Raw genomic sequence first — 15,169 nt, 5'->3', positions numbered from 1 at the left:
GATGAGTCTAACAGAGTCTTTTGCCTTATATAATGGAACCTATATGCCTAAAGTCGGCTTAGGTGTTTATAAAATGAATGATACTCAAGAAGTGGTCGAAGCAGTACAGTCCGCCTTGAATGTAGGATATCGTCATATCGATACGGCTTCTTTTTACGATAATGAAAGAGGTGTGGGTGAAGCCCTGAAACAAAGCGAGGTCCCTCGTGATGAACTTTTTGTTACAACGAAGGTATGGAATGACGAGCAAGGGTACGAAGAGACGTTACAAGCTTTCGACCGTAGCATGGACAAGCTAGGGTTGGATTATCTAGACTTGTACCTTGTTCACTGGCCCGTCCCTGGGAAGTTCGCGGACACATGGAAAGCGTTGGAGAAGTTATATAAAGATGGGAAAGTGAAAGCAATCGGTGTATGTAACTTCATGGAGCATCATTTGGATGAGCTGATGCAAACAGCAGAGGTCAAGCCAATGGTGAACCAAGTCGAATTCCACCCTCGTGTCTATCAAAAAGACTTATTGTCTTATTGCGAGGCTCAAGGAATTCAACTTGAAGCATGGGCACCACTTGGAAGAGGGCAGTACTTTGACGCACCTATTCTAGAAGAACTTTCAACTAAGTATGACAAGTCGCCTGCACAGGTCATTCTTCGCTGGCATCTCGAACACGATGTGATCATCATTCCGAAATCGTCCCGCGAGAAACGTCAGAAGGAAAATGCCGATTTGTTTGATTTTAAGTTAACAGATGATGAGATAAGGAAAATCGATGAGCTTCATACGGGAGAGCGTATCGGGGCCCACCCTGATGAGTTCGACTATTGACTTTGACCGCCTAGGGTTACTCTAGGCGGTTTTTCCATATAGAACTGGCATTTTCAAAAAAAGTCGGAGTCCATTATTTTATGGAACCATGATCACTCTATTATCACTCCGTTATGCCGTGGCGGAGGAGTTTTATTTCAATATCGAACGTCACATCCAATTCAGGGATCTGACTTCTCCACGCTTCTTCAGTCAATTGATTCTTTCGGTGTCTTTCATTAAATTTCTTGCCGAACCCTACAGGGTCAACATTCTTCTCCTTCAATTTGTCTACTAATTGTTCTAAACGGTCTGTTAATTGTTTTTCTAATTCTTTTTCCAAAGCCTTAATGGCTTGATCCTTCAAATCAATATCTTTTGTGATTTCCATTAGTCTCCCTTCCATTTTGATTTTGACTTTAGGATTGGTAAAGTCCCCGTCTATGAACTCAAATGATGTACGGTTGCGTAGATCATTTAAAGATACGTGCAGAGTACCATCATTCATATTACTGTTTTCAGTTTTATAATATTCCTTCAAGGACTCTGAAGGAAGATCTAATTGGAATTCGGTATCTTCTGAACGTTGTCTCATTAACATCAAATGAAAGATATCCTTTTCATCGAGCATGGATACGTATTTGTCATCTTGAAATAGAGATAAGCCGTGGATATAAGGTTTATCATCATTCAGTGAGAGCATAGGGAGCACGGGGTCGATCCCTAAATCATGAACATCTCTTAAAAAGATGTTAATAAGAGAGTCGGGAATCATTTGGTTTTTAATACTCTTTTCGATAAGACTCTGAAGGTATATCCCTATATTAGGTGCATCTTCTGAGAGGTTACTTTTCATTAATTCGCTGGTCGGTACATTGCTGACCGCTAGATAACCTAGATCGGATATTTTGGCATCTCGGGCAAGAGTATCCATATATTTCAACATTCCTTTTTCAGCCAACTTATCTTGATAAAGTGCCAGTCGAACTTGTCCTGAAACAAGTCGATGACTAGTAAGTCTATTTGCTTGGTATCTAATTCCTTTTGATGTTTCTGCTTTACTCGTAATGATCTGTGATGTATTTGATGATGTTGGATCAAATTGGAAAACAACTAAAGTGCCTTCGAGTTTGGAGTCTTCAACAAGGTCATATCCGACAGCTGTAATAATGCCAAGCTTTTCAATGTAACTTTTAGGGATACATCCTGTACATAAAAGAGAGAGGCAGATAATAATGGTTATTTTCTTCATGATGCTCGCCTCTTTCTCCAAATTTTTCTGACTTGCAGAACTAAATAAAGGAACAAGGGATAGACAAATACAAGGTAAAATCCAACCTGAGCCGTTAAATCGGTCATTTGATTCACGCTCATTCGGTATTCAAAAAGGATAGAGCCTATAAACAGAAAGACAGCAATCACGTATAGGCTTCGTTTCCCTTGGAAGTTAAACATTCGTTTCACTGAATGTAGAAGAATCCAACAAAATAGAACGATGTTCGGGATTATGACCATCATCCAAATAGCTACGGCGATAAAGTCAAAGCGTTCAATAATAGAAAAACTAACAATTTTGAATAACGATAGAGTAGCCCACACGGTCTCTCTTAATTGATAATCACTAAAGTAGCCGATGGATACGACCGTTACAAGTAAAATCAAAAAAGTTGTCAAGACAATGGCCAAATGGACGGGAACAGCAATTTTTTTCTTGTTTTCAATGTAAGGATAAACGAAGAGTAACACTTCCATACCAAGCACGGTATACGTCATTTTCTGAGAACCTTTCAAGATTTCCAAGGGGCTTGATTGAAATACTGGAAGGAAGTGTCCCCAATCCATGTAAGTGACAGGCGTGTAAATAGTGAACACCAACCAAATCGTCAGGAAGAAAAATAGGAAGCAAGTCCCTATGACAACCCGGAGTCCTCCGCTCACACAATAAATCATTAGAAAAAGTAAGAAAAGCGTCATTAGCCAAATCGGAATCTCGGGGAAGATGAATACTTGAACGACCTCGATGTAATTTCGGATGACGCTCAGCAAGATGAAAAAAATATAGATGATGAATATACATCCCATTAACTTGCCGAAAAAAGCCCCAAATAAATCACACTGGATACCGAGAATGTCGGCGTTTTCGTATTCTCTCAATATTAGGATCATAATCCACGCTATAAAGTGGATGTACAAGCCTCCGATAAGTATAGAAACCCATGCATCAGATCCCGCTTCTAGAAAGAGAATTCTTGGGACACCCATCAATCCTGCACCGATTTGAATGGTGTGGATAATGAAAAATAAATAAAATGCCCGAACCGATTGACTTTTTGTTACGGTAATATTTGCATTCATACAGGATCCACATCATTTTTTTCGACAGCTTTGGTTTTATCAAATCGCTTCTTGTCTTTAGTCATAATATATTTCGGCCGCTTCACGTTTCTTTGGAACGTCGACCGGAAAATCGCATCATTGAAATCTCTTAGCTCAAGTGGGTAGATAGGGGCAAGGTATGGGCGACCTAGTGATTTTTGTTTCAACAAATGAATCACTAAAAAGCTCAAAGCGAATACAATTCCAATCAGGCCCCATGCTCCTGCTAGCAGGATCATAGGAAAACGGATAATTCGTATTGCCGAACCCATTAAATAACTTGGTGCAGTAAAAGAAGCGAGTGCACTTAAGGCAATCACGATGATCAAGATATTACTCGTGAACCCCGCTTTCACGGCTGCTTGACCAAGAACGATACCACCTACGATACCCATCGTCTGACCGACCTTTGTAGGGAGGCGTGCTCCGGCCTCACGCAGGAATTCGATCAGCATTTCTAAGAGCAGGGCTTCAATGACGGGCGGGAAAGGAACAGTTGCTCTTGATTGACCCAGGGAAATCAAGAGCGACGCTGGAATGATCTCATAATGATAGGTCAAAGCGGCAACGTACATAGGTGTTAATACAATAGAAATAAACATAGCGAGGAATCGAAGGAAACGTATAAATGTCCCCATATTCCACCTGACGTACAAATCCTCTGTGGATTCAAAGAATTCAAAGAAACTCATAGGACCAACAAGCACGGTAGGACTTTTATCCAACATCACACCGACTCGACCTTTAGATATACTGTTGCAGAAACGATCTGGTAGTTCCGTCGTGATCAGCTGAGGAAAAACACTGCTTGATGAGTCTTCGATGAGTTGGCTCAATACACTCGTATCTTCCACTTCATCGACAACCAAATCGGTTAGTCGCTGCCGCATTGTATTGACGTTTTCATCATTGGCTAGTGACTTAAGGTAGATGATACGAGCCTCTGATTTGATTCTCTCCCCAAGAATGACCTTCTCAACAACCAAGTCATCCGTATCCAGACGCCAGCGAACCACGTTTAAGTTCGTAACCAATGATTCAGTAAATGAAATTTGAGGACCGAAGACCAGTGACTCTGTTTCTGCTCGGTTGAGGGCCCGGCTTTCCAGGTTAGGTAGGGCAAAAAGCACGACATCTGGTTCTCCTTCAATATAAACAGACACACTTCCATGAATAAGATCGTTCGTAATCTTCTTAATGGAATTCTCCGTTTTTGAAGAAGCTAGAGGGATCTTATTCTGTAAATCATGTACGGACCAAGGACGCCTAGATGTCGTTAAAGGCTCTAATAAGTCTCGTTCAAGGTAATCCTTCTTCACCTGATAGTTGACGAAATGAATGATGATCGTTTGGTGTTTCGACTCAAATGTTTTACATATCAAATCAGGACTGTCATTGAATTGTTGCTTCATCATTTTTATATAGGCATCTTTATTTAAAGGTACTTGGTTCTCCATGATATCCCTCCTTCATCACTAGATGGAATTAGTATGTGATAAATGGGAGACATTATGAATGGTTGGAATAAAAATTAACCTTCAAGAATGAGGCAGTATTCTGGAAGACTGTTTTCCCTTCCATCCCGACGATATATTGTGTGGACGTGCCTCGATTCGGACATTTATCAAATCCATTCGGACACCGTTCACGCTTTTCCTTGTTCAAGATAAAAGGGGGGCTTATTTGAGGCTATCGGAAAGAGGTTGATAAAACTGTCTAGGAGCAGCTGTCTTTCAGGGAAAATACATTCAAAGAAAGAGGTGAGAAGCAGTGAATTTACAACTGATTGAAGTCTATATCCCAGACCATCATTATCCTTCCATTAATGAAAAACTCCAGGAGTTCAACCATCAATCATATTGGGTGTCTAGTGAATCAAAAGAGCGGATGCTTGTTCGTATATTAGTGAAAACAAAAGACGTAGAAGAGATATTGAACTACTTAGAAGAAGTCTCGAATGTAGTAGAAGGTTTTGAAACGCTGTTATTTACAGTTCAAACGTACTTGTCGAAAGATACGATTCATGAAGAGTCAAAAGAGCAAAAAGAAGAGGAAGAAGAGGAGAAGGCAAAGCTGCAAAGAGCTAGTCGTCATGAGTTGCTGAACGCAGTAGAGAAAAACAGTAAAATCAATTGGAATTATTCATTGCTCATTTTATTATCAGCCATTGTAGCGACTGTGGGATTTCTGAAAGATAGCGAAGCTGTTGTTATCGGAGCGATGGTGATTGCACCCATGATCGGACCAGTTATAGCCATCGCTTTTTCTTCGATTCTAGGGGATTATAAATTATTAGGGAAATCGATTGTTACGTCGCTCTACGGTATTTTAATTGTTTGTATCATCTCCGTTTTGTTTGGTTATTTTTCTGACATGGGCACGGAAACCGATCAATATTTAGATCGGACAAAAGTAAATATCGTGGATGTGTTTCTTGGTGTTGCGTCTGGCGCGGCGGGAGCTCTCGCCTTTTTGAACAGACTTTCAGGGAACCTTGTCGGCGTTATGGTCGCAGTTGCGCTGCTTCCTCCTACCGTTGCAATGGGGATGTCCATCGGAAACGAAGAATATGAATTAGCGTATGGGGCATTCTTATTGGTTACCGTGAACGTCATGTCTATTTTGTTGGCTGCTGTCTCCATTTTTTCAATCAGTGGTATCAGACCTGTTCGATGGGAGGAAGTGAAACGGGCCAATGTCTCAAGGCCATTATCCATTACGTTTATCGTCTTGATCATTTTGACACTGATCATCGTCATTTTACTCGGGAAAGGGTGGATTTCTTGAATTTTTTGAAAAGCTTTGGAAATGAACTTGATTAAAAATTTAGAAAACTATATAATGGATAATCATATACAAGGAGGTCACGACAATGAAAAAACTACATGGTTTCAATACAATGAATTTCATAACTGTCGTGGCGCTACGATCATTATAATTCTCTTTTTGAGAAAGTGAATAATGAACATACTGGCCATGTTTTTGCGTGGTCTTTTTAGTATGTCGAGCATACGTCACCGGCGTATGCTCTTTTTTTTGGTGATTAGTAGCTTAGCTACTTCACATATAAAATCTCAGGAGGTTTTGACTATGGACAAAAAATGGAAAAAGAAAGATTGGAATGAAGATTGGAAAGAGAGTGGTTAGCGATTTTGTAACGGATGAAGGAGGAAAAGAAGTATGTTTCAAGTGTTACTAAAATTAAAGTGGTTTTTTAAGCAATATTGGAAGCGTTATACCTTTGCCATCATAGCACTGATTGTGGCAAGTGTCATAGACCTTATTCCGCCGAAACTTGTAGGGATGGCTATCGATGAAATTCAATACAATACGTTGACCCAAGAACGATTAATCGAGTTGCTTCTCATTTACGGAGCTGTGATCATAGCTAGTTATTCTATATCGTACTTATGGGATTATACGCTGTTCAGTGGAGCTATGATCATGGAGAAAACGATGCGTTCACGATTGATGAACCACTTTCTCAGAATGACTCCCACGTTCTTCGGTCTCAATAGGACCGGCGATTTGATGGCCAAAAGTACGAATGACCTCAAGGCCATCAGCCTTACAGCTGGGTTCGGAATACTGACGCTGGTCGACTCCACCGTGTTTATGATGCTGATCATCGTAGTCATGGGGGCAACAATAAGTTGGAAACTGACCTTAGCGGCACTATTGCCTCTACCGTTAATGGCACTTGCTATGAACAAGTACGGAAAGGTCATTCATTCACGGTTTACAGACGCTCAGACAGCCTTTGGTGGCATGAATAATGACGTTTTAGAGTCTGTACGAGGAGTTCGGGTTTTACGTGCCTTCGTACAGGAAAGCCGTGATGAATCCCATTTCCAGAAGATGACGAACGACGTGTATCACAAAAACGTACGTGTTGCTAAAGTTGATGCCTTATTTGAACCCACCATTACCGTGCTCGTTGGTCTCTCGTACACGATCGGTCTTGGTTATGGAGCAGCACTTGTCTTCCAAAATCTTATTACGATTGGGGAAATGGTTTCCTTTAACGTGTATTTAGGGATGTTAATTTGGCCGATGTTTGCTGTTGGTGAATTAATTAACGTGTTACAGCGAGGCAATGCGTCTTTGGATCGAGTCACTGAAACGCTTGAATATAAGGCGGATGTATTCGACCCAAAAACGCCATCTTTTCTGGATAGACCAGATAAGATCGTATTCGATGATGTGACGTTCCATTACCCTGAAACAGAGGTAGCGGGCCTAAAGAATCTAAGTTTAGCCATTAATCGCGGAATGACGATTGGGGTAGTCGGGAGAACAGGTGCCGGAAAGACGACACTTTTTCGTCAGTTACTACGTGAATACCCAGGTTTGAGTGGGAAGTTGATGATTAATGGAAGGGATATAAACAAACTTCCGCTTGAGCTTACTCGCTCATGGGTTGGATACGTTCCTCAGGATCAAATTCTTTTCTCGAAAACGGTTCGTGAGAATATTCAATTTGGTAAAACCGACGCATCCGATGAAGAAATTTATGAAGTTCTTAAGCTTGCTCACTTCCTAAATGATATCAAAAACCTTCCGGGTGGATTGGATACGAAAGTAGGAGAAAGTGGTGTGACATTATCCGGGGGGCAAAAGCAACGAGTTTCCATTGCGCGTGCTTTTATTATGGACCCGGAAATTCTACTATTGGATGATGCGATGTCAGCGGTAGATGGAAGTACGGAAGCGGCGATTATCGAACATTTGAAAGAAGAAAGACGTGGAAAAACGACACTCATTGCTGCTCACCGACTTTCTGCCGTTACTCATGCAGATCACATCATTGTTCTGAACGAAGGAAGAATCGTAGAACAAGGAACGCATGACCAGCTAGTACGTAAGGGTGGCTGGTATCAAGAGCAATATCATCACCAGCAATTGGATAGCGATAACGGGGAGGTGGGACGATGAAACCGAGGACGACAGAAAGACGCCTTTTCGACTATGCATGGCTCTTTAAAAGAACCATACTCATCGGGCTCGTATGCCTGGTTATTGCAGTTGCTCTAGAATTGACAGGGCCCTTTATAGCCAAACGATTAATTGACCAACATATTGTTGGGATTGAAAACCAGTGGTATCAGGTCGAAAGGGAAGATGACTATACCGTTCAATATGGAGACGCGCTTTACAAGAGGGCGGACCGTATTAGTGAGACGGATGAGACAGAGGATATGGCAACAATCTTACAAGTGAAGCGAACATACTACTTTGTCCCAGAGGACGTCCCCACGACCGGGAGCAGATCAGTAAATGGAAACACTTTAACAATTGAAGGACAGGAAAACACATATAACGTAGAAGCGCAGTCGTTATCCTTACAGCAACTATATCGGTTCTTTCAACCGGAAATCCCTTCAATTTATTGGTTGCTTTCGATATATGTGGGGTTGTTGATGGTTGCCTCCATCTTTCAGTTTGCTCATACCTTTATCTTACAAAAAACGTCTAATCGCATTATCGAAAAGATGAGGAATGACTTATTTGCTCACATTCAGCGGCTGCCGATTCAATATTTTGTGAATCAACCAGCAGGGAAAATTGTAGCACGTGTGACGAATGATACAGAAGCCATCAAAGAACTTTACGTCAAAGTACTCGCTACATTTGTTACAAGTATTATCTATATGTTCGGTATATTCATTGCTTTATTCTTACTAGACGCCAAGCTTGCCTTGATCTGTACCATAGTCATCCCTATCATTTATGTGTGGATGAGGATGTACAAATCGCTAGGTGGAAGGTATAACACTGTCGTCCGATCGACCGTGAGTGACATGAACGGGAATATAAACGAAGCCATTCAAGGAATGTCCATTATCCAAGCTTTCAGACAAGAAAAGCAGACGTCTGATCACTTTGAAGAGCTTAATGAACGTCATTTCACCTACCAAAGAAAATTGGTTCGTTTAAGTGCCCTTACTTCTTGGAATTTAGTGAATGTCATGCGGAACATTGCATTCGTTGCTCTTATTTGGTATTTTGGGTCTTCCTCAATCGGACCTGAGAGCATTGTGACCGTCGGAGTACTCTATGCGTTCGTCGATTATCTCAATCGACTTTTTCAGCCTGTAACGGACCTGGTCAATCAACTTCCTCAATTAGAGGAAGCTCGTGTAGCAGCTGGCCGGGTCTTTCATTTGTTAGATGAAGACGGTGAAGTCATCGAAAATCGTAGTATTAACCGGTACAGCGGCCATATCGCCTTCCGGGATGTTTCCTTCGCTTATGAAGAAAAGGACTATGTATTAAAAGATATTTCCTTTGAGGTTAAACCAGGGCAGACGGCTGCTTTCGTTGGTCACACAGGATCAGGTAAAAGCTCGATTATGAATTTGCTTTTCCGTTTCTACGACCCTCAAAAAGGTGAGGTTACGATCGATGGTTATTCGACGAAAGACTGGTCAAGGCAACAAGTGAGAAGTCATATGGGCATCGTGCTCCAAGATCCCTTCATTTTCTCGGGCACAATATTGTCGAATGTTACTATGAATGATGATCGTATTTCCCGGGAAATGGCGATAAAATCATTGAAAGCTGTCGGAGCTGATCGATTTATCGAGAAGTTACCGAACGGTTATGATGATGAATTGAAGGAAAAAGGGGATTCCCTATCGATGGGAGAAAGACAGTTAATATCATTCGCGCGTGCATTAGCTTTTGATCCTGCCATTTTAATTCTTGATGAGGCCACAGCCAATATCGATACAGAAACGGAACAATGGATTCAACAAGCACTTGAGGTTTTGAAAAAAGGGAGGACGACTTTGGTGATTGCCCATCGTCTATCTACGATTCAAACAGCAGATCAAATTTTTGTATTAAATCATGGTACAATGGAGGAACAAGGCACACATCAAGAGCTTATTGATTTACGAGGGCAATACTACGATATGTATCAAATGCAACAAGGCTCCGTAAAGAAAAGCGTGGTGTAATCATGGAGTGATAGCCGATGAGCGAACGAGAAAATGAGCGACGAGATATTATTGATCAAGATTTGTATGAGGAAATAGATGAAGAAGAATTGTATGAGCTCGTTCAGGAAGAAAAGCGCAAAGCGATCGAAAGAGAGCATAGAGACCGGGAAGAGAACAAATCGAGACGCCCTTTTCCTAAATGGATCTTCTGGCTTATCGCTGCGATGATGGTCGCTAACATTGTGGCTGTCCTCCCGAACACATTCAGTATTCCTGCTGTAGATTTTCTTATGACATCGGCGAAGCTTTCGACAGATGAGGATGTAAAGTCATATAAAACATCGGTCGTAGTTGTTGAAGCAGGTCAAAGTAAGGGAACGGGTTTTGCTATTTCAAGCGATGGTCTTATTCTGACGAACCACCATGTGATTGAAGGTGAGAAGAGAATTGCTGTCGCTTTTCCAGAACAAGGTTTGTACGAGGCGGAGGTTGTCGCGGAGTACCCAGACGTGGATTTAGCGGTATTGCAAGCGGAAGGGGAAGACCTTCCACATCTACCCCTAGCGAAGGAAACAACATTCGAAGCAGGGGAACAGGTGTATTTCATCGGCAATCCTCTTCGGTTTACCGGAATTGCCAATCAAGGCAATATTATAGGGTATAAGGACTTAAGTGATTGGGACCAACCTGTTGTTATGTTGGATGCACCGATTTATAAAGGTAACTCCGGTAGTCCTGTGATTAATGAAGAGGGGCAAGTCATTGCGGTGGTCTTTGCGACATTGCATGATGAACAAGAAGGTCGGGTAGGGCTTGCCGTTCCCATTGATTATTTTCATTCTCGCAATGATTAAATTCAGTCCAACCACGGTTGGGCTGTTTCTTTGTGTTTAGATTTAATGACCTAGGACTAAAGTAACCAATGTATACATTGACTGTGTAATATGGAATCTATTGGTCCGAGAATCAGACTTAAGTCTATAAAATTGAAATGTATACTTAACAAAATGTAATTCGAGTGTGGTAGACCATTCGACCCTATGTTCAGTAAAATAGGTAAAGTCAATGCTCACAAGCCCATCCTTTCAGAAACATAGGTTGATACAATACTGTAATACAAATGAAATATTTTTGTTTAAGACACCCATAAATATGATTGAAACATCGAAATTAGTAATGGCTGGAGGTGATAAAGGTTGATTAAACATCTGTTCCAGAAAAAAGTGACCACCTTGGATCACCAAGTCGAATTGGCGAAACAAGGGGACGAAATGACAAGAAATGACATGCTGAAAAAATATCAACCTTTCATCGCCAAGAGTGTTTCTGAAGTATGTAAAAGATATATTGATCCTACAAAAGATGATGAATTCAGTATAGGATTACTTGCTTTTGATGAGGCAATTGAAGCGTATTCCGATGAGAAGGGCTGTTCCTTCCTTTCGTTTGCAAGATTGGTCATCAAGAGAAAAGTGATTGACTATATCAGGAATGAGCAAAAACATCCCACACTCTCTTCCTTGGATGAAGAGTACTATGACGAAGAGCAAATGGAAAACCCATCTGAAGTTGCTGCAGCTAAAGATCGATTTCAGATGGAAACGGAGTCATGGCATCGTCAACAAGAGATTAGGGAATTCAAAGAACAATTGAAGCAGTACAAGATGAGTTTCGAGGACTTGATCGAGGCGTCACCGAAGCACAGAGATGCTAGAGAATCAGCAGTACAAGTAGCAAGACTGGTATTTGAGGACGATGATTTAAAACAGCAAGTGTTAGAGAAAGGAAGACTCCCCATCAAGGGCCTTATCGATCGAGTTGAAGTGAGTAAGAAGACACTCGAGCGAAACCGAAAGTTCATCATTGCTCTCGTTCTCATCTTTCATGGCGATTATGTATATCTCAAAGACTACCTGAAAGGGGTGGGTTTGTGAGAAAAGGAATTGTAATGGAGCAAAAAAGGAAATATACGATTGTCATGACGAGTGATGGCCGTTTTCATCGTGCAGATCGCCTGGAGGCGGCTGAAGTCGGCATGGAAGTACAATTCAATGTCGCAGAGGAGAATCGGAATCTTTTTGGATGGACGCAAATCCTTAGGGATAATCGAATGAAAATTGCGATTGCAACAATTGTATTTTTAGTTACTCTACTTCCTGTCTTTTCTTGGTATGGAAGTAATCAAGCTTATGCGTACGTAAACTTGGATATTAATCCGAGCTTTGAAATGGAATTGAATGATAAAATGCAGGTCATTGCAATGAATCCGCAGAATGAAGAAGCGGAGGATATTTTGGCCCTGCTTGAAGACTGGAAGAGACAAGATGCCTCAGAGGTCACACTACAAACCATTCGTATAAGCAAGCAACAAGGGTATGTCAATCAAGAAGAGCAAGTTTTGGTAGGTATTAGTTATGTAAAATCAGATCAAGAACAGAATAGCTTTCCAAAAGAGATTGAAACGTATCTGACAGGTGAATCTGCAGGTATGTCGATTGCTGCTTTTTACGTTCCATCTTCCATTCGGAATGAAGCCAAAGACAGTGGGAAATCCGTGAATGCCGTTATGGCCGAATACTTAACAGCCTCTAGCTCAGAGACAAAAAGAGCAAGAGAGCCAATGACTGTAGATGATACAGACCAAGAAATCATTAGATCCTTTTATAATAAAGACACTCGTCAAGTAGCGGATTCTGATCCTGATGAAAAGGAACAGAACACAAAGTCCCTTCCTAATTCTCCAAAACCGGTAAACGGGGAAAAAGATTTGGAGGAGCCTCAATTCTCTAATGGTCAGAAAAACAACTCTATAAAAAATGGAACAATCAAGAAGGATAATAAAGGCAATCCAAAACCTGCTCAAGAAGACAAGGATAAGCAAAAGGACAGGCCTGCAAAGAAGGAAAAAAAGAATGAACGTGACGAAATGGAGAGGCAAGAAAGAAAAGAACAGCAAGAAAAAGAAAAACGCATGAAAAAGGAAAGAAAAGAAGAAAAAAAGCAGGAAAGAAAAGAAGAGAAAAAGGAAAAGAAAGACCAGCACCATAAAGAAAAAGGAGAAAAGAATAAAAAACCTCCTAAAGAAAAAAAGAATGAATAAAAGCCTAATAACCTCTTCTTGAAAACACTTCTAAGTCAGAAGTGTTTTTTTTTTGTCTTTTTAGTGAATATATAGGTAATGTGTAAATAAGGAGGAATGTACATGTCAAATCCACATATCGGAGTGAAGGACGGTAGGCTAGCGGCTTGTCCTCAATCTCCTAACTGCGTATCAACTCAAGCAGAAGATGAAAGTAAACAAATGAGTCCACTTCCTTTCCATGGAGGTTTGAATGAGACGAAGAAATTGGTGAAAGAATTAATACATCAAATGGACCGTACATCCCTGGAAGATGATTCAGAAAATTACCTTCATGTTATCGTCACATCTAAAATATTAAAGTTTAAAGATGACGTCGAGTTCTATTTTGATGAGACCGGACAAGTTGTTCATTTCCGCTCGGCTTCAAGAACTGGATATTCAGATTTCGGTGTGAACCGTAAGCGAATGGAGAGTTTCTCGGAGTCGTATGATAGGGCAAGAGCTAAAGGAGGTCAATCATGAATTATGATTACCAATTAGTCGTCATTGGTGGCGGTTCCGGCGGCTTAACGGTAGCGGCTGGAGCAGCTAGCTTCGGTACAAAAGTTGCTCTTATCGAAAGGAAAAGTGAGCTTGGAGGCGATTGTCTTCACTACGGTTGCATGCCTTCTAAGGCTCTTATTCAAGCAGCAAAAGAAGTTCATCAAGCCGATGAAGTCAATCCACTGTCCGATCAGGATTATGATCGTCTTTTTGAATCATCAATGGAGCGTGTAGCGACGGCTGTTCAAGATGTGCAAGATCATGATTCGAAAGAGCGCTTTTTGAACCTCGGTATTGACCTGTATGAAGCTGAAGCTCAGTTCCTGGATGAGCACAGATTGAAAGTTGGCGATGAAATTGTAACAGCAAAGCGAATCGTTATTTCTACGGGGTCTTCTCCATTTGTCCCTCCGATTGATGGCATAGATACAATCGAATATTTGACGAATGAGACCATCTTTTCTTTACGGAAGCGTCCTAAATCCTTAGGGGTTATTGGTGGGGGCATTATCGGGCTTGAACTCGCCCATGCAATGTCACGTTTAGGGGTCGATGTAACGGTCATCGAAGGTGGAAATCAAATATTAGCGAATGAAGATCCTGAAATTGCAGAAATAGCAGGCCATTTGCTTTCAAATGAATTGTCCATTCTAACCAAAGCACCAGTTCAAAAGGTCGAACGAAATGGGGATGGAGCTGTTATCCACTACTCTAAAGATGGTGTCGACAATCATGTAGAGGTGGAGCAAGTGCTCGTTGCTACAGGAAGAAAAGCAAATATCGATGGCTTGAATTTAGAAGTTGCGGGTATTGAATCCTCTAATGGTTCCATTTCAGTGGATTCTCATTTACGAACAACTCAGCGCCACATTTATGCTGTTGGAGATTGTAATGGATCCATGCCATTCACTCATGTTGCTGGAATGGAAGGGAAAGTGGCCGTTTCGAATGCTGTGTTTGGTCTTTCAAGAAAAGTGTCATATGAAAGGGTACCGTGGGTCGTATACACATCTCCTGAGATTTATCACCTTGGTTTGACAGAAGAAGAGGCTAAAGAGCAGTACGGGGACTCTTTACTTACGTTTAAAACAGAGTTAGAGCACAATGATCGTTTTATGGCTGAACAAAATAAAGCTGGTCTGGTTAAAATCCTCACTACGAGCAAAGGTAAAATTGTCGGTGCTCATGCTATTGGTGAGGGGGCCGGGGAATGGATGCAAGAAGTTGGAACAGTACAAGCATTGAACAAAAAGTTTCAATCGATCTCGAATATTATTCATCCGTACCCGGCTAGAAATAATGTAGTATCTCAAACAGCTGATTTGTACTGGAGAGAGAAATTGTTTGATAGTTCCATTAATAAAGCATTGCGTTGGTATGTTCAAACATTCAGATAAACCAAAAGCTCAGAGTTGATTA

General features: G+C 41.2%; 12 protein-coding genes. 9 read left to right on the top strand and 3 right to left on the bottom strand.

Going from position 1 to position 15,169, the window contains the following annotated elements; genetic code table 11:
• The first annotated feature begins 1 nt into the window (after position 1).
• Entirely contained in the window at positions 2–826 is an 825-nt protein-coding gene (locus tag H0266_RS06935) for an aldo/keto reductase (RefSeq protein ID WP_181471630.1), read from the top strand.
• Positions 827–929: 103 nt separating this feature from the next.
• On the opposite strand, the gene H0266_RS06930 is transcribed toward H0266_RS06935, so the two are convergent.
• From H0266_RS06930 to H0266_RS06920, 3 genes are read right to left on the bottom strand one after another with little or no spacing between them, the layout of a single operon-like run.
• On the bottom strand, positions 930–2,057 hold the full coding sequence (locus H0266_RS06930) for a Ger(x)C family spore germination protein (protein WP_181471629.1): 1,128 nt from the start codon (positions 2,055–2,057) through the stop codon (positions 930–932).
• Complete coding sequence (locus tag H0266_RS06925; RefSeq protein WP_181471628.1) at positions 2,054–3,160, bottom strand: GerAB/ArcD/ProY family transporter; 1,107 nt, start codon at positions 3,158–3,160, stop codon at positions 2,054–2,056. Before H0266_RS06925 ends, H0266_RS06930 begins: the two co-directional genes overlap by 4 nt.
• Positions 3,157–4,638: a spore germination protein gene (locus H0266_RS06920; RefSeq protein WP_181471627.1), complete on the bottom strand. Its 1,482-nt coding sequence runs from the start codon at positions 4,636–4,638 to the stop codon at positions 3,157–3,159. The genes H0266_RS06925 and H0266_RS06920 overlap by 4 nt, the downstream gene beginning before the upstream one ends.
• A gap of 313 nt (positions 4,639–4,951) precedes the next feature.
• On the opposite strand from H0266_RS06920, the gene H0266_RS06915 reads away from it, so the two are divergent.
• The 8 genes from H0266_RS06915 (at position 4,952) to H0266_RS06880 (ending at position 15,147) form a co-directional block, all read left to right on the top strand.
• Positions 4,952–5,968 (top strand): TIGR00341 family protein, encoded by a 1,017-nt coding sequence (locus tag H0266_RS06915; RefSeq protein ID WP_181471626.1) that lies wholly within the window; start codon positions 4,952–4,954, stop codon positions 5,966–5,968.
• Positions 5,969–6,361: 393 nt separating this feature from the next.
• Complete coding sequence (locus tag H0266_RS06910) at positions 6,362–8,116, top strand: ABC transporter ATP-binding protein (RefSeq protein WP_181471625.1); 1,755 nt, start codon at positions 6,362–6,364, stop codon at positions 8,114–8,116.
• The gene (locus tag H0266_RS06905) at positions 8,113–10,143 is read left to right on the top strand and encodes an ABC transporter ATP-binding protein (protein WP_181471624.1); all 2,031 of its coding nucleotides are present in this window, start codon (positions 8,113–8,115) and stop codon (positions 10,141–10,143) included. The genes H0266_RS06910 and H0266_RS06905 overlap by 4 nt, the downstream gene beginning before the upstream one ends.
• A 17-nt stretch (positions 10,144–10,160) precedes the next feature.
• Positions 10,161–10,979, top strand: a complete 819-nt coding sequence (locus tag H0266_RS06900) for a S1C family serine protease (RefSeq protein ID WP_181471623.1) — start codon at positions 10,161–10,163, stop codon at positions 10,977–10,979.
• Positions 10,980–11,321: 342 nt separating this feature from the next.
• On the top strand, positions 11,322–12,059 hold the full coding sequence (gene sigI / locus H0266_RS06895) for an RNA polymerase sigma factor SigI (protein WP_181471622.1): 738 nt from the start codon (positions 11,322–11,324) through the stop codon (positions 12,057–12,059).
• Entirely contained in the window at positions 12,056–13,225 is a 1,170-nt protein-coding gene (locus H0266_RS06890) for an anti-sigma-I factor RsgI family protein (protein ID WP_181471621.1), read from the top strand. Before sigI ends, H0266_RS06890 begins: the two co-directional genes overlap by 4 nt.
• 102 nt (positions 13,226–13,327) lie before the next feature.
• Positions 13,328–13,729, top strand: coding sequence for a DUF1499 domain-containing protein (locus H0266_RS06885; protein ID WP_181471620.1), 402 nt, complete (start codon positions 13,328–13,330; stop codon positions 13,727–13,729).
• The gene (locus H0266_RS06880) at positions 13,726–15,147 is read left to right on the top strand and encodes a dihydrolipoyl dehydrogenase family protein (RefSeq protein WP_181471619.1); all 1,422 of its coding nucleotides are present in this window, start codon (positions 13,726–13,728) and stop codon (positions 15,145–15,147) included. Before H0266_RS06885 ends, H0266_RS06880 begins: the two co-directional genes overlap by 4 nt.
• Positions 15,148–15,169 lie beyond the last annotated feature (22 nt).

This window comes from Halobacillus locisalis (assembly GCF_013694105.1).
GTDB lineage: Bacteria > Bacillota > Bacilli > Bacillales > Halobacillaceae > Halobacillus > Halobacillus locisalis.
The sequence above is the reverse complement of the archived record's forward strand: the minus strand, read 5'-3'. Positions and strand labels throughout refer to the sequence as shown.

Bases quoted from the DNA above. Each gene is read 5' to 3' on its own strand.
- H0266_RS06935 (WP_181471630.1), top strand. From the start codon at position 2: ATGAGTCTAACAGAGTCTTTTGCCTTATATAATGGAACCTATATGCCT.
- H0266_RS06930 (WP_181471629.1), bottom strand. From the start codon at position 2,057: ATGAAGAAAATAACCATTATTATCTGCCTCTCTCTTTTATGTACAGGA.
- H0266_RS06925 (WP_181471628.1), bottom strand. From the start codon at position 3,160: ATGAATGCAAATATTACCGTAACAAAAAGTCAATCGGTTCGGGCATTT.
- H0266_RS06920 (WP_181471627.1), bottom strand. From the start codon at position 4,638: ATGGAGAACCAAGTACCTTTAAATAAAGATGCCTATATAAAAATGATG.
- H0266_RS06910 (WP_181471625.1), top strand. From the start codon at position 6,362: ATGTTTCAAGTGTTACTAAAATTAAAGTGGTTTTTTAAGCAATATTGG.
- H0266_RS06905 (WP_181471624.1), top strand. From the start codon at position 8,113: ATGAAACCGAGGACGACAGAAAGACGCCTTTTCGACTATGCATGGCTC.
- H0266_RS06900 (WP_181471623.1), top strand. From the start codon at position 10,161: ATGAGCGAACGAGAAAATGAGCGACGAGATATTATTGATCAAGATTTG.
- H0266_RS06885 (WP_181471620.1), top strand. From the start codon at position 13,328: ATGTCAAATCCACATATCGGAGTGAAGGACGGTAGGCTAGCGGCTTGT.
- H0266_RS06880 (WP_181471619.1), top strand. From the start codon at position 13,726: ATGAATTATGATTACCAATTAGTCGTCATTGGTGGCGGTTCCGGCGGC.